18 protein-coding genes, 5 tRNA genes and 1 pseudogene are annotated in these 20,623 nt (G+C 45.8%); 23 read left to right on the top strand and 1 reads right to left on the bottom strand.

Going from position 1 to position 20,623, the window contains the following annotated elements; translation table 11 throughout:
• From Q0135_RS10835 to Q0135_RS10855, 5 genes and pseudogenes are all read left to right on the top strand, one after another.
• Nucleotides 1-265, top strand: a pseudogene (locus tag Q0135_RS10835) (porphobilinogen synthase); the annotation flags it as partial.
• Nucleotides 266-422: 157 nt separating this feature from the next.
• Entirely contained in the window at nucleotides 423-1,346 is a 924-nt protein-coding gene (gene argF / locus Q0135_RS10840; RefSeq protein WP_297990413.1) for an ornithine carbamoyltransferase, read from the top strand.
• A gap of 14 nt (nucleotides 1,347-1,360) precedes the next feature.
• Nucleotides 1,361-1,843 (top strand): DUF2603 domain-containing protein, encoded by a 483-nt coding sequence (locus Q0135_RS10845; protein ID WP_297960854.1) that lies wholly within the window; start codon nucleotides 1,361-1,363, stop codon nucleotides 1,841-1,843.
• Nucleotides 1,836-3,200: an oxygen-independent coproporphyrinogen III oxidase gene (gene hemN / locus Q0135_RS10850; protein ID WP_297990415.1), complete on the top strand. Its 1,365-nt coding sequence runs from the start codon at nucleotides 1,836-1,838 to the stop codon at nucleotides 3,198-3,200. The genes Q0135_RS10845 and hemN overlap by 8 nt, the downstream gene beginning before the upstream one ends.
• Nucleotides 3,201-3,211: 11 nt before the next feature.
• Complete coding sequence (locus Q0135_RS10855; protein WP_297990416.1) at nucleotides 3,212-4,516, top strand: (Fe-S)-binding protein; 1,305 nt, start codon at nucleotides 3,212-3,214, stop codon at nucleotides 4,514-4,516.
• A 628-nt stretch (nucleotides 4,517-5,144) separates the two neighbouring features.
• On the opposite strand, the gene Q0135_RS10860 is transcribed toward Q0135_RS10855, so the two are convergent.
• The gene (locus Q0135_RS10860) at nucleotides 5,145-5,354 is read right to left on the bottom strand and encodes a hypothetical protein (protein ID WP_297990418.1); all 210 of its coding nucleotides are present in this window, start codon (nucleotides 5,352-5,354) and stop codon (nucleotides 5,145-5,147) included.
• 126 nt (nucleotides 5,355-5,480) lie between these two features.
• Between Q0135_RS10860 and Q0135_RS10865 the strand changes: the two genes are divergently transcribed.
• The 18 genes from Q0135_RS10865 to rpsG all read left to right on the top strand — a co-directional run bounded on the left by Q0135_RS10865 (nucleotide 5,481) and on the right by rpsG (nucleotide 20,617).
• Nucleotides 5,481-5,556 (top strand) — tRNA-Thr (locus Q0135_RS10865).
• Between the two features lie 36 nt (nucleotides 5,557-5,592).
• Nucleotides 5,593-5,677 (top strand) — tRNA-Tyr (locus tag Q0135_RS10870).
• 12 nt (nucleotides 5,678-5,689) lie between these two features.
• Nucleotides 5,690-5,766: transfer RNA gene (locus tag Q0135_RS10875), tRNA-Gly, on the top strand.
• Between the two features lie 113 nt (nucleotides 5,767-5,879).
• Nucleotides 5,880-5,954: transfer RNA gene (locus Q0135_RS10880), tRNA-Thr, on the top strand.
• A gap of 56 nt (nucleotides 5,955-6,010) precedes the next feature.
• On the top strand, nucleotides 6,011-7,210 hold the full coding sequence (gene tuf / locus Q0135_RS10885; RefSeq protein WP_040304280.1) for an elongation factor Tu: 1,200 nt from the start codon (nucleotides 6,011-6,013) through the stop codon (nucleotides 7,208-7,210).
• Between the two features lie 55 nt (nucleotides 7,211-7,265).
• Nucleotides 7,266-7,439, top strand: a complete 174-nt coding sequence (gene rpmG, locus Q0135_RS10890) for a 50S ribosomal protein L33 (RefSeq protein ID WP_005872634.1) — start codon at nucleotides 7,266-7,268, stop codon at nucleotides 7,437-7,439.
• A gap of 7 nt (nucleotides 7,440-7,446) precedes the next feature.
• Nucleotides 7,447-7,522: transfer RNA gene (locus tag Q0135_RS10895), tRNA-Trp, on the top strand.
• A gap of 12 nt (nucleotides 7,523-7,534) precedes the next feature.
• A complete protein-coding gene (secE, locus tag Q0135_RS10900) occupies nucleotides 7,535-7,708 on the top strand; it encodes a preprotein translocase subunit SecE (protein WP_005872632.1) in 174 nt (57 codons plus the stop codon).
• A 14-nt stretch (nucleotides 7,709-7,722) separates the two neighbouring features.
• A complete protein-coding gene (gene nusG / locus Q0135_RS10905; protein ID WP_291939405.1) occupies nucleotides 7,723-8,253 on the top strand; it encodes a transcription termination/antitermination protein NusG in 531 nt (176 codons plus the stop codon).
• Between the two features lie 20 nt (nucleotides 8,254-8,273).
• Nucleotides 8,274-8,699, top strand: a complete 426-nt coding sequence (rplK, locus tag Q0135_RS10910; protein ID WP_297990419.1) for a 50S ribosomal protein L11 — start codon at nucleotides 8,274-8,276, stop codon at nucleotides 8,697-8,699.
• 56 nt (nucleotides 8,700-8,755) lie between these two features.
• Nucleotides 8,756-9,457, top strand: a complete 702-nt coding sequence (gene rplA / locus Q0135_RS10915) for a 50S ribosomal protein L1 (protein WP_297990420.1) — start codon at nucleotides 8,756-8,758, stop codon at nucleotides 9,455-9,457.
• A 113-nt stretch (nucleotides 9,458-9,570) separates the two neighbouring features.
• Entirely contained in the window at nucleotides 9,571-10,050 is a 480-nt protein-coding gene (rplJ, locus tag Q0135_RS10920) for a 50S ribosomal protein L10 (RefSeq protein WP_295152864.1), read from the top strand.
• 20 nt (nucleotides 10,051-10,070) lie between these two features.
• Nucleotides 10,071-10,454: a 50S ribosomal protein L7/L12 gene (gene rplL / locus Q0135_RS10925; RefSeq protein ID WP_291939393.1), complete on the top strand. Its 384-nt coding sequence runs from the start codon at nucleotides 10,071-10,073 to the stop codon at nucleotides 10,452-10,454.
• A gap of 90 nt (nucleotides 10,455-10,544) precedes the next feature.
• The gene (gene rpoB / locus Q0135_RS10930; protein WP_297990421.1) at nucleotides 10,545-14,681 is read left to right on the top strand and encodes a DNA-directed RNA polymerase subunit beta; all 4,137 of its coding nucleotides are present in this window, start codon (nucleotides 10,545-10,547) and stop codon (nucleotides 14,679-14,681) included.
• A complete protein-coding gene (rpoC, locus tag Q0135_RS10935) occupies nucleotides 14,678-19,192 on the top strand; it encodes a DNA-directed RNA polymerase subunit beta' (RefSeq protein WP_297990422.1) in 4,515 nt (1,504 codons plus the stop codon). The genes rpoB and rpoC overlap by 4 nt, the downstream gene beginning before the upstream one ends.
• Nucleotides 19,193-19,228: 36 nt before the next feature.
• Nucleotides 19,229-19,618, top strand: a complete 390-nt coding sequence (locus Q0135_RS10940; RefSeq protein WP_297990423.1) for a DoxX family protein — start codon at nucleotides 19,229-19,231, stop codon at nucleotides 19,616-19,618.
• A gap of 84 nt (nucleotides 19,619-19,702) precedes the next feature.
• Complete coding sequence (rpsL, locus tag Q0135_RS10945) at nucleotides 19,703-20,077, top strand: 30S ribosomal protein S12 (RefSeq protein ID WP_005872613.1); 375 nt, start codon at nucleotides 19,703-19,705, stop codon at nucleotides 20,075-20,077.
• 69 nt (nucleotides 20,078-20,146) lie between these two features.
• The gene (gene rpsG, locus Q0135_RS10950; RefSeq protein WP_177386837.1) at nucleotides 20,147-20,617 is read left to right on the top strand and encodes a 30S ribosomal protein S7; all 471 of its coding nucleotides are present in this window, start codon (nucleotides 20,147-20,149) and stop codon (nucleotides 20,615-20,617) included.
• The last annotated feature ends 6 nt before the right edge of the window (nucleotides 20,618-20,623 follow it).

Genomic DNA, 20,623 nt, shown 5'->3' on the forward strand with positions numbered 1-20,623 from the left:
GCAGGGAGCGGATATCTTGATGATAAAGCCCGCGCTTGCGTATCTGGATCTAATCAGAGACCTGCGGGAGCGCACGCTGCTGCCGATCTGCGCGTATAACGTAAGCGGCGAATATGCGCTTTTGCAGACGGGTAAAAAAGCGGGCGTGATCGATTATGAGCGCGTGATGATGGAGACGATGATAGGAATAAGGCGCGCCGGCGCGGATATGATCATCACCTATCACGCTAAAGAGATCGCGGAAATTTTAAATTCGCGCAGGTAAAATTTTAAAAATTTTGGAATTTTAAAATTTCGCAGCAGCAGCGAGACTTGGTTTTTGAAATTTACTTCGCGGCACGTAGCGTAAATTTAAAATTTTAAAGTCGAATAAAACGCTACGTAAGCGAAAACAGTGTAAAATTTAACCAAAAAGGAGCGATATGAGGCACTTTCTTACGTTAAACGATTTTAGCAAAGATGAGATAATCGAGATTTTAAATTTAGCCTTTGGGATTAAAAAAGAGGCTAAGGCGCGAAATTTTAAGCCGTATTTAAAAGATCAAAAATTAGCGATGATATTTGAAAAAAGCTCGACCAGGACGCGCGTGAGCTTCGATGTGGGGATGAACGAGCTAGGCGGACACGCGCTATTTTTGAGCAGTCGCGACATCCAGCTCGGGCGAGGCGAGCCTATCAAAGACACTGCACGCGTGATTTCGCGAATGTGCGATCTGATCATGGCGCGCGTAAATCGCCACGAGACGTTAATAGAGCTCGCGGAATTTAGCCGCGTGCCGGTCATAAACGGGCTAAGCGATAAATTTCATCCCGTGCAGCTAATGGCGGATTTAATGACGATCGCGGAGTGCGGTATTGAAACTCCAAAGATAAAAGCCGCGTACGTGGGCGACGGCAACAATATGACGCACTCGTGGCTGATGCTTGCTAGCAAGCTTGGCTTTGAGCTAAGAGTAGCGACGCCCGTGGGCTATGAGGCTGATCCGCAGATACTGGCGCAGGCGCAAGAAAATGCTAAAATTTCAGGCGCTAAAATTTTAATAACGAACGATATAAAAGAAGCCGTAGCGGGCGCAAACGTCGTGACGACCGATACTTGGGTTTCGATGGGGCAAGAAGGCGAAAAGGAGCAAAGAATTCGCGATTTCGCGGGCTTTTGCGTGGATGAAAGCTTAATGGCTCTGGCTGAAAAAAACGCGATCTTTTTGCACTGCCTGCCGGCGTATCGCGGATACGAGGTGAGCGAGGCCGTGTTTGAAACGCATGCGGATGAAATTTTTGCAGAGGCGGAAAATCGCCTGCACGCGCAAAAGGGCGTTATGGTCTGGTTGGATCAAAGAAGGTAAATTTAGGAGAAAGCATGGAAGAAAAAGATAAAGCGCTAAAAAAGATCGACAAAGCGAGCGAATTTTTCGGGCTGGATAGCTCGAAAAGGACGGTTTTTGAAATTTCGCAGGGCGAGGACAACGAGAAAAAACTCACTTTAAAAAGCGGCTCGTGGAGCGACGAGGAGCCGTGGTTCGGCATCGACGAAAATAACGAAGTGCACACGATGATCTCGATAAAATCGCTTGCAAATCTCATCGCCGCGACCAAAAACGCGATGCAGGAAAATTTTAATCTCAAGCTTGAGCGCTCGATTTTGCAGCATACGCCGGTGGATTTCGGCGACGCGTGGATCGTGTGTATGGACGAGATCAGAAGGCTAACGGGCGCAAATCCGAGTGCGAAAAGATTAAGCTTAGACGTCGATGCCGTCGTCTCGCGCGTAAAAAGCCTGCATCCAAACCTTTTTATTGATATCGAAGAGCTTATCAAAACCAAGGCGGACAGCCGTGAATAGTATAGACTTTGATGCTTACGCGAAATTTTCGCGCCCGGGGCCTCGCTACACGAGCTATCCGACCGCTTTGGAATTTAGCGAAAATTTCAGCTACGACGGGTATTTGAACGAGCTGAAAAATCAAAAAAGCTCTACGCCGCTGTCGCTTTACTTTCACATGCCGTTTTGCCGCTCCGCCTGTTATTTTTGCGGCTGCAACGTAATCTACACGGGCAAACGCGACAAGATGGATCGCTATTTAGACTATATCGAGCGCGAAATGCAAATTTTAAGCAGCGTCGTGGACGGCTCCAGGCAGGTCGTGCAGATGCACTTCGGCGGCGGCACGCCTACGTATTTTAGCGCCGAACAGCTCGCGCGCCACATAAAAAATATCAAAAAATATTTTAAAAATTTCAGCCCTGAAGCCGAGATCAGCTGCGAGATCGATCCGCGATTTTTGAACGCCGAGCAGCTCGACGTGCTCGTTTCAAACGGCTTTAACCGCATAAGCTACGGCGTGCAGGACTTCGACGAGCGCGTACAAAAGGAGATCCACCGCATCCAGCCTTTCGAGCTTACGAGGGACGTCATAGCTATGGCGCGCGAGAGGGGGATAAAATCGATAAATATGGATCTGATCTACGGCCTTCCGTATCAGAGCCTAGCTAGCTTTAAGCGCACGCTGGAGCTTGCGCTTTCGCTTGATCCGGACCGCTTCGCGATCTTTAACTACGCGCATGTACCGTGGATAAAAAAATCTATGCGCAAATTTGACGAAACGACCTTGCCGGAGCCTAAAGTGAAGCTTGAAATTTTAAAATTTACGCACGATTTTTTAAGCGCGAACGGATATGAGATGATCGGCATGGATCACTACTCAAAGCCCGCAGACGAGCTTCACGCCGCGCTTAAAAACGGCTCGCTGCACCGTAATTTCCAAGGCTATACGACCAAGGGCGGCGCCGATCTGATCGGCATCGGGCTGACTAGCATTGGCGAGGGCGTGCGCCACTACGCGCAAAATTTCAAAGATATGGACGCTTACGAGACCGCGATAGATGCAGGCAGGCTGCCGTATTGCAGGGGTATTTTGCTAAATGAAGAGGATCTGCTGCGCAAAGAGGTGATTATGGGGCTGATGAGTAATTTTTGCGTCGATATAGAGGCGATCGAGGAGAAATTTAAGATAAAATTTTTCGAGCATTTCGGCGCGAGCCTAAAGCAGCTTGAGACGCTAAAGGATTTCGTACAAGTCTCGCCGAATAGAATTTCCGTAACGCCCACCGGTACGCTTTTGATCCGCAATATCGCGATGTGCTTTGATGAGTATATGGGTAAAAATTTGGGCGAAAAGCGCTTTTCTAAAACCGTTTAAGCGGCGCGGCTATGAGTAAGGCAAAGCTTGGGGCGTTCGATTTTGCGGCACTTAGCGAGCGCTGCGTAAAATGTGGTAAATGTATCCAAGTCTGCACGATTCATGGCATTAACGGCGATGAAGTAACGAGCCCACGCGGATTTGTGGATCTTTTGGGCGCTTACGGCAGAAATGAGCTAAAGCTTGATAAAAACGCTAAGAAAATTTTTGAGAGCTGCTTTTTATGCACCAACTGCGTAGATATTTGCGGCGAGTCTTTGCCCATAGATACGGCGATTGAGAATATTCGCGCGCGCATTGCGGAAAAATTTGGCATCGCGTGGTACAAAAAAGCTGCGTTTTGGCTGCTCGGGCACCGCAAAGCGCTGGATCTAGCAGCAGCGCTTGGATACGTGTTTCTTAGCTGTGGCTTTAAGATGCGAAAAGATACGCAAAGCTCTATGTCGCCTAGATTTGACTTGCCACTACTTAAAAAAGAGCGCTTGTTGCCTGCTCCTGCGAAAAAGAGCTTTATGAACTCGTACGCAGAATTTATCGACAACGGCGGCGAAAAAACTATCGGAATTTTTATAGGCTGCATGGCAAACTACGCTTACACGGGCGTAGGCGAGGCGGTTTTACATATCGCGCGAGCGCTAAAGCTAAACGTAAATTTGATGAAGAAACAAGCCTGTTGCGGCGCTCCTGCGTATTTTACGGGAGATTTTGCGGCGGTTGAACGCGTGGCAAAATTTAATATAGCATATTTCGAAAAAGTCATGCCTGCTCTTGATGCGATTATCGTGCCCGAGGCTACGTGCTCTGCGATGTTGCGGGTGGATTACGCGCATTTTTTTGAAAATGAGCCGCAATGGAAAGCCCGTGCGCAAAAGCTTGCGAGTAAAATTTTTATGGCGAGCGAATACTTTTATAAATTTACAAACTTAAGTGATCTTTTGATGCGCCGCGGCAAAAGGGCTTTAGCGATTACTTATCACGATCCGTGCCATGCCCGCAAAATGCAGGGTATTTGGAAAGAACCGCGCGGCTTGCTCGCTCAAAACTACGAAATAACCGAGATGGATGAGCCTAATAAATGCTGCGGATTTGGCGGCGTGACGATGCAGGCCGAGCGCTACGAGCTCGCGCGCGCAGTGGGATTAGCTAAGGCGCGCGCAATGGCAGATCTGCCTGTGCGCGTAGTTTCTGCCGAGTGCAGTGCGTGCAGGATGCAGCTAAATAATTCGCTTTCTTTAAGCGGCTCGCAGATGAGGTGTGTAAATCCGCTGGAGCTCATCGCTGAAGCGCTTGTGAGCGAGGAAAATTCCAATGGATAAATTTTGCGTTTTAGAAGCTCCTGCATTTCGCCGGCTTTTTACTCAATTCAAATCCTGGGGTAAAATTCTGTGCTTTTGAAATTTTGGTTTTTAAAAATTATGATTAAATTTTATCGTTAGCTTGCAGAGGTTATGGTCTACACTTTTAAGCTTTCGGATATATTAAGCCTGGGGCAGCGCTCGGTGCGAGCTCATAGGTTTTGCTCTGCGGCGGGGTTGATTAATATGATTTTAAATACTAAAATTTTGTAGTTTAGAATTTTAGCTGAGGGATTTGCGCAAAATTTTAAGAAGTTGAATTGTAAGATGGATTTTAGCAGGAATTCTAATTTTAGGCGGTATTGTTTGAAATTCTATGGAATTTGTGCTGTGAGCAAATAGCTAGAATTTTGATTTATTGATTTGCGTGGATTTGCTTAGCGTTGCAGGATTAAAGCACGAATTTTAAATTTCGTAAAATTTAAGAATTAGTTACGTATGAGCTTCTTGCACTTCGCGGTTTCGACGTTGCGGTAAAATTTCTTTCAAAAATGCCAAAGTATGCATAAAATATACTCACAATTTTTAGCACGAGATATTTGGCAAAAAAGGCGAAGCTAGCGAAATTGGAGCTTTAAATTTAATTTTATTATTGCTCTTTTGCGTCATCTTCAGAGTCTAGCTTTGCTTCTTCAATCAAAAGCCTGTTGGCTTCGGTAGCCTTTTTTAGCTCGCTTAAGTTTTCTTCTATCTTATTTAGGCGCTTTTCAAGGGTATTTAGACGCTTTTCAGAGCGGGAGATAAAATAATAAATCAAATAAATCATAAAAACTATTATGATCCAAGGTACGATTTTCATATAAAATTCCTTAAAATTTAAAATCGGGCGCATTATAGCAGAAATTTTATGAAATTTTAAAATAGGCTGTTTTAGCCTTGACAATTGGGGATTTTTCGGTTATAATTGCCACTTCAATTTCAAAATGCTGGTGTAGCTCAGCTGGTAGAGCTACTGCCTTGTAAGCAGTGGGTCGGCGGTTCGATCCCGTCCACCAGCTCCATTTTTTGTAACAGTGTTTGACCAGATTTCATCAAAGGGTGAGATACTCAAGTGGCCAACGAGGGCAGACTGTAAATCTGCTGGCTTTGCCTTCCGTGGTTCGAATCCACGTCTCACCACCATGAATTTTTGATGCGGGATTAGCTCAGTTGGCTAGAGCATCAGCCTTCCAAGCTGAGGGTCGCGGGTTCGAGCCCCGTTTCCCGCTCCACCATTTAGGTTTACTGGGAGCTGTAAAACTTAACTGCTTTTATATGCTTACATAATCTAAATTTTGGTCGCATTGTTGGGTATTGGTAGCGATTTCTCTTTGCCTGAGTTTAGGCTCATATGGCTCAGAGGTAGAGCACTTCCTTGGTAAGGAAGAGGTCGCGGGTTCAAGTCCCGCTATGAGCTCCATAAAATAGAGTCGCTTAGTTTGTTGTGTAATCCACAAATCAATAACGGAGGATATGATGGCTAAAGAAAAATTTAATCGTAACAAGCCACACGTAAACATTGGTACCATCGGTCACGTTGACCATGGTAAGACTACTTTGACAGCTGCTATTTCTGCTGTTCTTTCTAGGAAAGGTCTAGCTGAGCTAAAGGACTACGACAATATCGATAACGCTCCAGAGGAAAAAGAGCGCGGTATTACTATCGCTACGTCTCACATCGAATATGAGACCGAGAAACGTCACTATGCTCACGTTGACTGCCCAGGTCACGCCGACTACGTAAAAAATATGATTACCGGTGCGGCTCAGATGGACGGCGCTATTTTAGTTGTTTCTGCTGCGGACGGTCCTATGCCTCAAACTCGCGAGCACATCTTGCTTTCTCGCCAAGTAGGCGTTCCTTATATCGTAGTTTTCCTAAACAAAACCGATATGGTCGATGATCCGGATCTTTTAGAGTTAGTTGAAGAGGAAGTTAGAGATCTTTTAAAAGAGTATAAATTCCCTGGCGACGAGACCCCAATCATTAAAGGCTCTGCCCTTAAGGCTCTTGAGGAAGCTAAGGCCGGACAAGACGGCGAATGGTCTGCAAAGATTATGGAGCTTATGGACGCGGTTGATAGCTATATTCCAACTCCTGTTCGCGATACTGATAAAGATTTCCTTCTTCCGATCGAAGATATTTTCTCGATTTCCGGTCGCGGTACCGTTGTAACCGGTAGAATCGAAAAAGGTATCGTTAAAGTTGGCGATACTATCGAGATCGTAGGTATTAAACCTACTCAAACTACTACCGTTACCGGCGTTGAGATGTTTAGAAAAGAGATGGATCAAGGTGAAGCCGGCGATAACGTAGGTGTTTTATTGCGCGGTACTAAGAAAGAGGAAGTAGAGCGCGGTATGGTTTTATGTAAACCAAAATCTATTACTCCTCATACTAAATTTGAGGGCGAGGTTTATATCCTAACTAAAGAAGAGGGCGGACGCCATACTCCATTCTTTAATAATTATAGACCGCAGTTTTACGTTCGTACGACAGATGTTACCGGTTCGATTACCCTTCCTGAGGGAACCGAGATGGTAATGCCTGGCGACAACGTTAAAATTACCGTTGAGCTAATTGCTCCGATTGCTCTTGAGCAAGGTACTCGCTTCGCGATTCGCGAAGGCGGTCACACCGTAGGCTCAGGCGTAGTTTCGAAAATCATCGCTTAATTTTTTGCAAGTGGAATTTTAAAATTCCACTTGCTTTTTTATTCAAGGAAACCAAATGGCAAAGAATTCAAGTAGAGTAAAGGTCGGATTAAAATGCTCCGAAAGTGGCGATATTAACTATACTACTTATAAAAATAGCAAAACTACGACCGAAAAACTAGAACTTAAAAAATATTGCCCTAGATTAAAAAAGCACACGCTTCATAAAGAAGTAAAGTTAAAAGGCTAATTGTTATAGGGCAATAGCTCCAACGGTAGAGCGCCGGATTCCAAATCCGATGGTTGGGGGTTCGAATCCCTCTTGCCCTGCCACGAGGATTGGGTATGGAAAAAGTAAAAGAGTATTATAAACAAGCAAAAGTAGAGTTAGATAAGGTAATTTTCCCGACTAAAGATCAGACTAAAACAGCATATATCTCTGTAGTAGTCGTAGTCGTAGTTATCGCACTGTTTTTAGCGCTAGTGGATCTTATTATGTCCGCTTTGATAACGGCTTAAGTAGGGATCGCAATATGGCAAATAAATGGTATGCGATACAAACTTACGCCGGCAGCGAGATGGCGGTAAAGCGCGCGATAGAAGCGCTAAAGCAAGACGAAGCGCTTGAGGCTAAGATCGGCGAAGTGCTAGTACCTACCGAAGATGTTATAGAGGTCAAAAATACAAAGCAAACCATTAAAGAGCGTAGCTTATATCCAGGATATTGCTTTGCAAATTTAGATCTGGATACCACTTTATGGCATAGAATTCAGATGCTACCTAAGGTTAGTCGCTTTATCGGCGAGGCTAAAAAGCCCTCTCCGCTACCGGAAAAAGATATCGAAATAATTCTAGAAAAGATTAATAATCGCGAGGCTCCTAAGCCCAAGATTAATTTTGATGAGGGCGAGACGGTTAGGATCGTCGATGGGCCTTTTGCTAATTTCAACGGCATCGTAGAAGAGTATGATATGATCCACGGCAAGCTTCGCCTCAATGTTTCGATCTTCGGACGAAGCACGCCGATTGAAATTTCATACTCGCAAGTTGAAAAGATTATTTAAATTTTATAAGGAGTAGATTTATGGCTAAGAAAGTTATTGGCGAAATCAAGCTGCAAATAGCGGCCGCAAAAGCAAATCCAAGCCCGCCAGTAGGTCCTGCATTAGGACAAAAGGGCGTTAATATTATGGAATTTTGCAAAGCGTTTAACGAGCGAACCAAAGATATGGCGGGCTTTAATATTCCGGTCATTATCACGGTTTATGCCGATAAAAGCTTTACTTTCATCACTAAACAACCGCCTGCGACGGATTTGATCAAAAAAGCGGCGAAGATAGATAAGGGTTCGGACAATCCTCTTAAAAAGAAGGTAGCATCCTTAACTAAGGCTCAAGTTTTAGAGATCGTCGAGAAAAAGATCGCCGATCTGAATACCAAAGATAGAGAGCAGGCTGCTAGGATTATAGCGGGTTCGGCTCGTTCTATGGGTATTACGGTCACTGACTAGACCTTTTGACCGCTAAGGTTTAAAAAAGCGGTAGCACTTTAATTGCGGAGAAATATATGCCAAAAAATTCAAAAAGATTCAACGAACTTTTAAAAAAAGTTGACGTAAATAAAATTTATAGTGTAGACGAAGCGATAAGCACGGTAAAAACTCTAGCTTCTGCTAAATTTGATGAGACGGTGGAGATCGCTCTTAAACTAAACGTAGATCCAAGACATGCCGATCAGATGGTGCGCGGCTCGGTCGTTTTACCTGCCGGTACTGGCAAGAGCGTTCGCGTAGCCGTGATCGCAAAGGACGCAAAGGCTAGCGAAGCTAGCGAAGCGGGTGCCGATATCGTGGGTGCCGATGATCTGATTGAAGAGATTCAAAAAGGAAATATAAATTTCGATGTTCTTATCGCTACTCCAAATTTAATGGGACTAGTCGGTAAGGTAGGTCGTATTCTCGGTCCAAAAGGCGTTATGCCGAACCCTAAAACCGGTACCGTTACTATGGATATCGCTCAAGCCGTTAAAAATGCTAAGGGTGGACAGGTAAATTTCCGCGTCGATAAGCAGGGAAATATCCACGCAGGCCTTGGCAAGGCTAGCTTTAGCAAAGAGCAGCTTTTAGACAATCTTACGACGTTTATCAAAACCATAAATAAGCATAAGCCAGCGACTGCGAAGGGCAGATACGTAACGCATGCATCGCTTTCACTTACTATGAGCCCTGCAGTTACACTGGATAATCAAGAAATAATCGATTTAAAATAAAATTTTAAATTTTTATCTTAGATTGGAGATAGTTCAAGGTTTTTAACTTAATTGATCGAAATTTCAAAATTTCGATCGCTTGGCTTGAAATCACCGATCGGAAAGGAGACCTAATGACGAGAGACGAAAAATCAAAGATAGTAGCGGAGCTTGGCGAGGCTTTCAAAGCTAGCGAAGCTATAGTAATTTCCGATTTTAAAGGCCTTAGCGTTAAGCAGCTTGAAGATCTTAGAAATAGCGCGCGCGAAGCGGGCGTAAAGGTTCGGGTTATCAAAAATACCCTAGCTAATATCGCATTAAAAAATGCCGAAAAAAACGGACTTAGCTTTAAAGATACCAATATCTTCTTATGGGGCGAGCAGCTTTCTGTATGTAAAGTAGCGGCTAAATTTGAAGAGAAAAATGAAATTTTTAAACTTAAGACCGCTCATATCGATGGGGAAGTAGCTGGCGTAGATAAGGTTAGGGCGCTTTCGAAGATGCCTTCGAGAGACGAGCTTATCGCGATGCTACTTCAAGTATGGAATGCGCCGATCCAAAATTTTACGATCGGCTTAAATGCGCTTAAGCAGAAAAAAGAAGCTAGCGCTTAATTAAAATTTAGGAGAATAAAATGGCAATTTCAACAGATGAAGAGGTTTTGGAGTATATCTCTAATCGTTCGGTGCTAGAGCTTAGCGAACTAGTTAAAAAATTTGAGGAAAAATTCGGCGTAAGCGCAGCTCCGGTTATGGTGGCTGGCGGCGCAGGTGCAGGTGGTGCAGGTGCGGCAGCGGCTGAAGAGAAAACGGAATTCGATGTCGTATTGCTTGATGCGGGTGACAAGAAAATCAACGTAATTAAGGTTGTTCGCGCCCTAACAGGTCTTGGTCTAAAAGAAGCCAAAGACGCTACCGAGGCTACTCCGTCCGTTCTTAAAGAGGGACTTAACAAAGAAGACGCCGAGAAGGCTAAAAAAGAGCTTGAAGAAGCAGGCGCTAAAGTCGAACTCAAATAAATCGCGGAATTTTAAAATTTCGCATACAAATGTGTGCCGGTGCGTTGCATCGGCACTTCTTTCTTTAAAATACAACTACGAGGTAGTGGAATGTTAAACAGCCTATATTCAGGAAATCGTCTTAGAGTGGATTTTTCAAAGGTTCCCAAAGACATCGAAATTCCGAATTTATTACAACTACAAAAGAAAAGTTTTGATCATTTTTTAAATCTTGATAACTCGGGTGGAGAAAGCGGCATAGAGAAGGTTTTCAAAGCCATTTTTCCTATCCACGATGCACAGAATAGACTAAGTATCGAGTATGTAAGTAGCGAAATTTCAAAGCCAAAGTATTCGATTAGAGAATGCATGGAAAGAGGGCTTACTTATTCGGTAAATTTAAAGATGAAGCTCCGTTTGCTAGTGCATGAGCGCGATGAAAAGACAGGCAAAAAAATCGGCGTAAAAGAGATCAAAGAGCAAGATATATTCATTCGCGACATTCCTTTAATGACCGATAGAATTTCATTTATCATTAACGGCGTAGAGCGCGTCGTCGTAAATCAGCTACACAGAAGCCCGGGCGTAATCTTCAAAGAGGAAGAGAGTCCAACCGTTTTAAATAAACTTATCTACACCGCTCAAATAATACCGGATCGCGGCAGCTGGCTATACTTCGAATACGACGTAAAAGACGTACTATATGTGCGCATAAATAAAAGACGCAAGGTTCCGATCACGATCCTATTTCGCGCACTCGGTTACAAAAAACAAGACATAATAAAATTATTTTATCCTATTAAGACAATCTATATCAAAAAAGGAAAATTCCTGACCGATTTCGATCCGAAAGAATACGCGGGCAGGCTCGATTACGATATTATAAACGAAAAGGGCGAAGTGCTTCATCAAGCAAGCAAGCGCCTAACATCCAAAAAAGCAGAGAAGTTAGCAGAGGACGGACTAAAGCTCATCGAGTATCCGGCTGAAATTTTAGCCGAGCGCTACCTAGCGGGCGTCATCGTCGATAAAAACAGCGGCGAAGTGCTTTTTGATTCGCTAACCGCGCTTGATGAGGGCAAGCTAGCCAAGATCGCTAACACCGAGAAAAAATTTACGATCGCTAACGACCTAGCTAGCGGCGTAGATACTTCAATCATAAATTCTTTTATTCAAGATGCAGACGCGCTTAAGCTCTTGCAGCAAAGCGAGGGCATAGACGACGAGAACGATCTGGCTGCGATTAGAATTTACAAAGTAATGCGCCCCGGCGAGCCGGTGGTAAAAGAGGCGGCAAAGAGCTTCGTAAACGATCTGTTTTTCAACCCGGAGCGCTATGATCTAACCAAAGTCGGTCGCATGAAGATGAACCACAAGCTGGGTATCGAGGCGCCGGAGTACGTAACCGTGCTAACCAGCGAGGATATTATCAAGACGGCGAAATATCTAATTAGAGTTAAAAATGGCGACGGCTTCATCGATGATCGCGACAATCTCGGCAATCGCCGCATACGTTCAATCGGAGAGCTTTTGGCAAACGAGATGCATCTTGGATTTATCAAGGTTCAAAAGGCGATCAAGGATAAATTTACTGGCATTAGCGGAAATTTAGACGAGCTTATGCCGTATGATTTCGTAAACCCTAAAATCATCACCACTACGCTTATGGAATTTTTCACCGGCGGTCAGCTAAGCCAGTTTATGGATCAGACCAACCCGCTTAGCGAGGTTACGCATAAACGTCGTCTATCTGCGCTGGGCGAGGGCGGACTAGTTAAAGAGCGCGCAGGCTTTGAGGTGCGCGACGTCCATCCTACGCACTACGGTAGAATTTGCCCTATCGAGACCCCGGAGGGTCAAAATATCGGTCTTATTAACACCTTGGCAACCTATGCGAAGGTAAATGATCTAGGCTTCGTCGAGGCTCCGTATAAAAAGGTCGTAGACGGCAAGGTCACGGACGAGATCGTATATCTTACCGCTACGCAGGAGGAGGGGCTCGTAATCGCTCCGGCGTCCGCTAAATTGGACGAAGAGGGCAATATCGTAGAGGAGCTTTTAGAGGTCAGAAAAGACGGCGAAAACATCATGGCTAAACGCGAGGATATTTCGCTGATAGATCTTTGCTCCGGTATGGTCGCGGGCGTAGCGGCATCACTGATTCCGTTTTTGGAGCACGACGATGCTAACCGCGCGCTTATGGGCTCGAACATGCAGCGCCAAGCCGTGCCGCTTCTGCACTCCACCGCCCCTATTGTAGGAACTGGCATGGAAGCGATAATCGCGCGCGATTCATGGGAAGCGATCAAGGCCGGTCGCGACGGCGTCGTAGAAAAGGTCGATAACAAAAACATATTCATTTTAGGCGAGGATGAGAAGGGTCCGTTTATCGATCACTATTCGATGGAGAAAAATTTACGCACTAACCAAAACACTACCTTTTCACAGCGCCCTATCGTGCGAAAAGGCGACGTGATAAAGGCGGGTCAAATCATAGCCGACGGTCCTAGCATGGACGGCGGCGAGCTTGCGATCGGCAAAAATGCCCTCATAGCTTTCATGCCGTGGCACGGTTACAATTACGAGGATGCCGTCGTAATGAGCGAAAAGATGATCCGCGCCGACGAATACACCAGCGTGCATGTTTATGAGAAAGAGATCGAGGCTAGAGAGCTTAAAGACGGCGTAGAGGAGATCACTCGCGATATCCCTAACATCAAAGAGGAGGAGCTTACTCACCTCGATGATAGCGGTATCGTAAAGATCGGTACTCACGTAAAGCCGGGCATGATCTTGGTAGGCAAGGTAACTCCGAAGGGCGAGGTCAAACCGACGCCTGAAGAGAGGCTTTTGCGCGCAATTTTTGGCGAGAAGGCAGGGCATGTGGTAAATAAATCGCTCTACGCTACCGCTTCGATGGAGGGCGTGGTAATCGACGTTAAAATTTTTACCAAAAAGGGCTACGAGAAGGATCCACGCACGAACAAAGCCTATGAGGATGAAAAAACCGAGCTCGAAAGGGAGCATCACGACAGGCTTTTGATGCTCGATCGCGAGGAGATGCTAAAGGTAGTGGCGCTACTTTCTAAAAGCGCTTTACAAAGCGATCAAAGCCTAAATAAAAAAGATTATAAAAAGGGCGATAAGGTTAAAAAAGAGGAGCTTGAAAGCTCCAACCGCTTTACGTTGAATTCCTTCGTCAAGGCTTATTCTAAAGCTGTTCAGAAGGAATACGAGGAGCTAAAAAACCACTTCCAAAACGAGAAGCGCAAGCTCAAAGAGGAACACGACGAAAAGATCGAAATTTTAGAAAAAGACGATATCTTGCCAAGCGGCGTCGTTAAGCTCGTAAAGGTCTATATCGCGACTAAGCGCAAGTTAAAAGTGGGCGATAAGATGGCGGGCCGCCACGGAAATAAGGGCATCGTCTCAAACATCGTCCCTGAGGTTGATATGCCGTATCTGCCTAGCGGACAGCGCGTGGATATCGTGCTAAATCCTCTCGGCGTTCCAAGTCGTATGAATATCGGTCAGATAATGGAGAGCCACTTAGGTCTTGTGGGCTGGCGCCTAGGCGAGCAGATCGCTAAAATTTTAGAGGAGAAAACGGGCGAATGGTTAAAAACCCTCCGCGCCAAAATGATTGAGATCGCGGGCGTTTCCAAGCTAATGCAGGCTAAAAAGACGCTTGAGAAGATCAGTGATGAAGATCTTTTGAAATACGCTAGAGATTGGGCGAAAGGGGTGAGATTTTCGGCTCCGATATTCGAAGGTATCGTGCCGGAGGATTTCAAAAAGCTATTTGAAATGGCGGGCATCGATCAGGACGGCAAGACCGAGCTTTACGACGGCCGCACCGGCGAAAAGATCAAAGAGCGCGTAAACGTGGGCTGCATGTATTATCTCAAACTACACCACCTAGTCGACGAGAAGGTTCACGCAAGAAGCACCGGTCCTTACAGCCTAGTTACGCAGCAGCCGGTCGGCGGCAAGGCGCTATTCGGCGGTCAAAGATTTGGAGAGATGGAAGTTTGGGCTCTGGAGGCATACGGCGCGGCATACACGCTTCGCGAAATGCTAACGATCAAATCCGACGACGTCGACGGACGCTTGGCTGCGTATAAGGCGCTGACAAAAGGCGAAAACGTTCCGTCTACCGGAATTCCTGAGACATTTTTTGTTTTAACAAACGAGCTTAAATCGCTTGCTCTAGACGTTGAAATTTACGAGAATGGAGAGAATAAATGAGCGATAATTCAAATTTAGAAAGAATAGAAATAAAAGAAGACGCTAGAGTTCACGACTTCGACGCGTTTGCTATTAGGCTTGCTAGCCCCGAGCAGATTAAAGCTTGGAGCCATGGCGAGGTCAAAAAGCCCGAAACCATCAATTACCGCACGCTAAAACCAGAGCGCGACGGTCTTTTTTGCGCTAAAATTTTCGGTCCCGTAAGGGATTATGAGTGCATCTGCGGCAAGTATAAAAAGATGCGATATAAGGGCTGGAAGTGCGAAAAATGTGGCGTCGAGATCACGAGCTCGAAGGTTCGCCGCACTAGAATGGGGCATATCGAGCTAGTAACGCCGGTAGCGCATATTTGGTACGTAAATTCCTTGCCTAGCCGCATCGGTACGCTTCTAAATATCAAGATGAAAGATCTTGAGCGCGTGCTTTATTATGAGGCTTACATCGTAGAAAGTGCAGGCGAGGCATTTTACGACAACGAAAATTCTAAAAAGGTCGAAAAATACGACGTTTTAAACGAAGAGCAGTATCAGAGCTTAAAAGAGCGCTTTTCGCAGACAGGCTTCGTCGCTAAAATGGGCGGTCAGGTGATCCGCGATATGCTAGCTGAGCTTGATTTAGTTGAAATTTTAAATTCTTTGAAGGAGGAGATGGCTAACACAAACTCCGAAGCGAAGAAAAAAACCATCGTCAAGCGTCTAAAGGTCGTCGAGAGCTTTTTAAATTCCGGTAATAAGCCCGAGTGGATGATGATTACAAATCTGCCCGTACTGCCTGCCGATCTACGCCCGCTTGTAAGTCTTGAGGGCGGTAAATTTGCGGTTTCGGACGTAAACGATCTGTATCGCCGCGTCATAAATCGAAATTCTAGACTCAAAAGGCTGATGGAGCTCGATGCACCCGAGATCATCATTCGTAATGAAAAACGAATGCTTCAAGAGGCAGTGGATGCGCTTTTTGACAACGGACGTCGCGCTAACGCCGTAAAGGGCGCCAATAAGCGACCGCTTAAATCTCTAAGCGAGATCATTAAGGGTAAGCAGGGCCGCTTCCGTCAAAATTTACTCGGAAAGCGTGTGGATTTTTCGGGTCGCTCCGTCATCGTCGTAGGTCCAAATTTACGCATGGATCAGTGCGGTCTGCCTAAGACGATGGCGCTTGAGTTATTCAAGCCGCATCTAATCGCTCGCCTTCAAGAGAAGGGCTATGCAACGACCGTTAAGCAGGCTAAAAAGATGATTGAAAATAGGATCAATGAAGTTTGGGAGTGCTTGGAGGAGGTCGTAAAGGATCACCCGGTTATGCTAAACCGCGCACCGACGCTTCATAAGATGTCTATTCAGGCGTTTCATCCCGTACTCGTCGAGGGTAAGGCGATCAGACTGCATCCGCTAGTCTGCGCCGCATTCAACGCAGACTTCGACGGCGATCAGATGGCGGTGCACGTGCCACTTAGCCAAGAGGCGATCGCGGAATGTAAAATTTTAATGCTTAGCTCAATGAACATCTTGCTTCCTGCGAGCGGAAAGCCTGTCGCGGTGCCTAGCCAGGATATGGTTTTAGGAATTTATTATCTAAGCCTCGAAAAGCCGGGTGCAAAAGGAACAAATAAAATTTTTGCAAACGTCGATGAAGTAATGCTCGCCGTGGAGGCAAATGCCCTAGACATCCACGCTAAAATCAAAACGATGATCGATCGCCGCATTATCTTTACGACCGCGGGCCGCTTGATCATCAAATCGATCCTGCCTAGCTTTATTCCGGATCATCTTTGGAATAAGATTATGAAGAAAAAGGATATCGCCGAGCTTGTCGATTACGTCTATAAAAACGGCGGCCTTGAGATAAGCGCGGAATTTTTGGATAATCTTAAAAATTTAGGCTTTGAATCCGCGACTAAAGCGGGCGTTTCGATCTCCGTTTCGGACATCATCGTGCCGAAGTCCAAAGCAAGCCTCGTCGAAGAGGCTAAAAAGCAGGTCAGAGAGGTTCAGAACCAATACGGCGCGGGCTTGCTAACCGACGGCGAGCGCTATAATAAAACGATCGACATCTGGACCAGCACCAGCAAGAAGCTAGCCGATGAGATGATGAAGATGATGGAGAAGGATAAGGACGGCTTTAACTCGATCTATATGATGGCCGATAGCGGCGCGCGAGGTAGCGCTGAGCAGATCAAGCAGCTAGCGGGCATGAGAGGTCTGATGAGTAAGCCCGACGGCTCGATCATCGAGACGCCGATTACTTCAAATTTTAGAGAGGGTCTGAATGTAAATGAGTACTTCATCTCGACCCACGGCGCGCGTAAGGGTCTTGCCGATACTGCGCTCAAGACTGCGAATGCGGGCTATCTGACGCGAAAGCTGATCGACGTCGCACAAAACGTCAGAGTTACGATGCACGACTGCGGCACGCACGAGGGTATCGAGGTTACTGAGATTGTAGAGAACGGAACGCAAATAGAAAGCCTAGCCGATAGGATTATGGGTAGGGTGCTAAGCTCGGATGTGATTGATCCGGTATCGAATGAAATTTTATTCACCGAAGGCACTCTTTTGGGCGTTGGCGAAGTAAAAACCATCGTGGATTCGGGTATTAAATCCGTAAGTATCCGCACGCCGATTACGTGCAAGGCCGCAAAAGGCGTCTGCGCGAAGTGCTATGGCGTAAATTTAGGCGAGGGCAAGCTGGTAAAACCGGGTGAAGCGGTCGGTATCATCTCTGCGCAATCAATCGGCGAGCCGGGCACGCAGCTTACGCTACGAACCTTCCATGCCGGCGGTACTGCATCTACCGAGCAGCAAGATCGTCAAGTAATCGCCGATAAGGAAGGCTTTATCAGATATTACAACGTAAAGACCTACGAAAACGGCGGCAAAAATATCGTGATGAACCGCAGAAACGCCGCGGTGCTTTTGGTTGAGCCTAAGATCAAAGCCCCAATTACCGGTAAGGTAAGTATCGATATAACTCACGACGATGTGAATATCATGCTAAAGGGTAAGAAGGAAGAATTTAGATATACTATCCGGCGCCACGATCTAGCCAAGCCTACCGAGCTTGCGGGCGTAAGCGGTAAAGTTGAGGGGAAATTTTACATCGTATTTAAAGACGGCGAAACCGTTGGAGAAAATGATAGTTTAGTAGAGGTTATAAAAGAAGACTGGAATATCCCTACTCGAATTCCGTTTGCAAGCGAACTTCGCGTCAAAGACGGCGAGCCGGTAACCCAAAAGATCAAAGCGGGAGCAAATGGTACGCTTAAGTATTTCATCCTAAAGGGCGATTATTTAGAGAGGTTAAGAGATATCAAAAAAGGTCATGTCGTAAGCGAGAAGGGTATGTATGTAGTCATCTCCGATGAAAACGGCAGAGAGGCGATCCGCCACTATATACCGCGCGAATCGGTCATTACCTATGATGATAATAGCGTCGTAAAAAGCGAAGATTTAATCGCTAAGCCTAAAAAAGACGATCGCTTGATCATCGCCGAGTGGGATCCGTATTCTATCCCTGTGGCTGCAGAGTGCGAGGGTAAGATCAGCTTTGAGGATATCGAGCCCGGATACACCGCTACGGAGCAATACGATGAGACCACCGGCCAGAGCCGCTTGGTCATCAACGAGTATCTGCCTCAAGGCGTTAAACCGGCCATTATCGTAACTCCTAGCAAGGGTGAGCCTATCAAATACAACCTAGGGCCGAAGACCGCGATTTTTACAAGTAAGGGTGATCAAGTAGCGATTGCGGATATTTTGGCTAGGACGCCGAAAGCTGCTGCGAAATCAAAAGATATCACTGGCGGTTTACCGCGCGTATCGGAGCTATTTGAAGCGCGCCGTCCTAAAAATACTGCGATCATCGCAGACATCGACGGAACGGTCCGCTTCGATAAGGCTTTGCGCGCGAAAGAGCGTATTATAATCGAGGGCGAGGATGGAACGAGCGCCGAGTATCTGATCGATAAAAGCCGCCAGATCCAGGTGCGAAACGGTGAGTTCGTCCATGCAGGCGAGAAGCTTACCGACGGAGTTATCAGCTCGCATGACGTGCTTAGAATTTTAGGCGAAAAGGCGCTGCATTATTATCTGATAAGCGAAATTCAACAGGTTTATCGCTCTCAAGGCGTCGTAATCAGCGACAAGCATATCGAGATCATCGTATCTCAGATGCTCCGCCAGGTCCGAATCGTCGATAGTGGCGATACTCAGCTAATCGTCGGTGATCTGATTAGCCGCCGCAGATTTAGAGAAGAAAATGAGCGCATTATGAAAATTGGTGGCGAGCCTGCGATTGCAGAGTCCGTACTGCTGGGCGTAACTCGTGCAGCTGTTGGAAGCGATAGCGTCATTTCGGCGGCATCTTTCCAAGAGACTACGAAGGTTCTAACCGAGGCTAGCATCGCGGGTAAATTTGACCGATTGGAGGACTTAAAAGAAAACGTTATCCTAGGTCGCATAATTCCGGTCGGAACCGGTCTGTATAAAGATAAGGAAGTTAAACTTAAAAAATAATTTAGGGCAAAAAGCCCTAAATTTAAAGGATGAAACATGAATATGATCAACATAAATTTCGGTCTGTTGTTTATCAGGTTGGGGCTTGGAGTTTGTCTTTTAATGCACGGAATTTTTAAGCTTACTCACGGCATAGACGGCGTAAAATCGATGTTGGTAGCCAGAGGAATTCCGGATTTAGTGGCTTACGGCGCGTACGTAGGCGAGGTGCTGGCGCCAGCGATGATAATCATAGGCGTATTTTGCCGCATAGGCGCTCTGCTTGTGATCGCAAACGTGTTCATGATAATATATGTCCTACATACTCCGTTGAGCGCGCTTACCGGCGTGGGCGGATTTGAGCTGGAAATCGTATATCTGTATCTCTCTGCCGCGATCTGCCTAGTAATCTGCGGCGGCGGAGAGTTTGTACTGATTAGAGATTAAAAATTTAGTTAAATTTACGTTTCTGTAAGTTTAAACAAAGTATAATCCAAATCTTTTTGAATAAATTTTTGTGAAAGGAAAGATGTGCCAACCATAAATCAATTGGTCAGAAAAGAGCGCAAGAAGATTACCGAGAAATCGAAGTCTCCAGCGCTAAAGAATTGCCCTCAACGAAGAGGAGTTTGCACTAAGGTCTACACCACGACCCCTAAAAAGCCAAACTCTGCGCTTCGTAAAGTTGCCAAAGTAAGGCTTACTAGCGGATTTGAAGTCATCAGCTATATCGGCGGTGAAGGTCACAATCTACAAGAGCACTCCATCGTGCTAGTTCGCGGCGGTCGTGTAAAGGACCTACCGGGCGTTAAATATCACATCGTCCGCGGTGCACTCGATACTGCAGGCGTTGCAAAACGAACCGTTGCAAGATCAAAATACGGTGCTAAACGACCTAAAAAATAGTTTAGCCGAAACAGACCGGCACTAGATTTTGCCGAGTTTGAGTAAAATTTTAAAATTTGAAGGAATAAAATGAGAAGAAGAAAAGCTCCCGTTAGGGAAGTTATGCCTGATCCGATTTATGACAGCAAAGTAATCACAAAATTTATTAATTCGCTTATGTTTGACGGTAAAAAGAGCGTCGCTACCGAGATCATGTACGGCGCCTTAAATTTCATCGACAATAAAGGCGGCGAAAAGAAAGGTATCGAAATTTTTAACGATGCCATCGATAACGTTAAGCCTTTGATGGAGGTAAAATCTCGTCGTGTAGGCGGCGCTACTTACCAGGTTCCGATCGAGGTCAGGCCGGCTCGCCAGCAGGCTTTGGCTATTCGCTGGATCATCTCTTTTGCAAGAAAAAGAAGCGAGCGCACGATGATAGAGCGCCTGGCTTACGAGCTTATGGACGCCGCAAATTCTAAAGGCTCTTCATTTAAGAAGAAAGAAGACACCTACAAGATGGCGGAAGCCAACAAAGCTTTCGCGCATTATCGTTGGTAGGAGGGC

It is taken from the genome of uncultured Campylobacter sp. (genome assembly GCF_937981295.1).
GTDB lineage: Bacteria > Campylobacterota > Campylobacteria > Campylobacterales > Campylobacteraceae > Campylobacter_B.

Excerpts from the sequence above, each read along its gene's own strand:
- argF (WP_297990413.1), top strand. The coding sequence starts at position 423 with ATGAGGCACTTTCTTACGTTAAACGATTTTAGCAAAGATGAGATAATC.
- Q0135_RS10845 (WP_297960854.1), top strand. The coding sequence starts at position 1,361 with ATGGAAGAAAAAGATAAAGCGCTAAAAAAGATCGACAAAGCGAGCGAA.
- Q0135_RS10855 (WP_297990416.1), top strand. The coding sequence starts at position 3,212 with ATGAGTAAGGCAAAGCTTGGGGCGTTCGATTTTGCGGCACTTAGCGAG.
- Q0135_RS10860 (WP_297990418.1), bottom strand. The coding sequence starts at position 5,354 with ATGAAAATCGTACCTTGGATCATAATAGTTTTTATGATTTATTTGATT.
- tuf (WP_040304280.1), top strand. The coding sequence starts at position 6,011 with ATGGCTAAAGAAAAATTTAATCGTAACAAGCCACACGTAAACATTGGT.
- rpmG (WP_005872634.1), top strand. The coding sequence starts at position 7,266 with ATGGCAAAGAATTCAAGTAGAGTAAAGGTCGGATTAAAATGCTCCGAA.
- secE (WP_005872632.1), top strand. The coding sequence starts at position 7,535 with ATGGAAAAAGTAAAAGAGTATTATAAACAAGCAAAAGTAGAGTTAGAT.
- nusG (WP_291939405.1), top strand. The coding sequence starts at position 7,723 with ATGGCAAATAAATGGTATGCGATACAAACTTACGCCGGCAGCGAGATG.
- rplK (WP_297990419.1), top strand. The coding sequence starts at position 8,274 with ATGGCTAAGAAAGTTATTGGCGAAATCAAGCTGCAAATAGCGGCCGCA.
- rplA (WP_297990420.1), top strand. The coding sequence starts at position 8,756 with ATGCCAAAAAATTCAAAAAGATTCAACGAACTTTTAAAAAAAGTTGAC.
- rplJ (WP_295152864.1), top strand. The coding sequence starts at position 9,571 with ATGACGAGAGACGAAAAATCAAAGATAGTAGCGGAGCTTGGCGAGGCT.
- rplL (WP_291939393.1), top strand. The coding sequence starts at position 10,071 with ATGGCAATTTCAACAGATGAAGAGGTTTTGGAGTATATCTCTAATCGT.
- rpoB (WP_297990421.1), top strand. The coding sequence starts at position 10,545 with ATGTTAAACAGCCTATATTCAGGAAATCGTCTTAGAGTGGATTTTTCA.
- rpoC (WP_297990422.1), top strand. The coding sequence starts at position 14,678 with ATGAGCGATAATTCAAATTTAGAAAGAATAGAAATAAAAGAAGACGCT.
- Q0135_RS10940 (WP_297990423.1), top strand. The coding sequence starts at position 19,229 with ATGAATATGATCAACATAAATTTCGGTCTGTTGTTTATCAGGTTGGGG.
- rpsG (WP_177386837.1), top strand. The coding sequence starts at position 20,147 with ATGAGAAGAAGAAAAGCTCCCGTTAGGGAAGTTATGCCTGATCCGATT.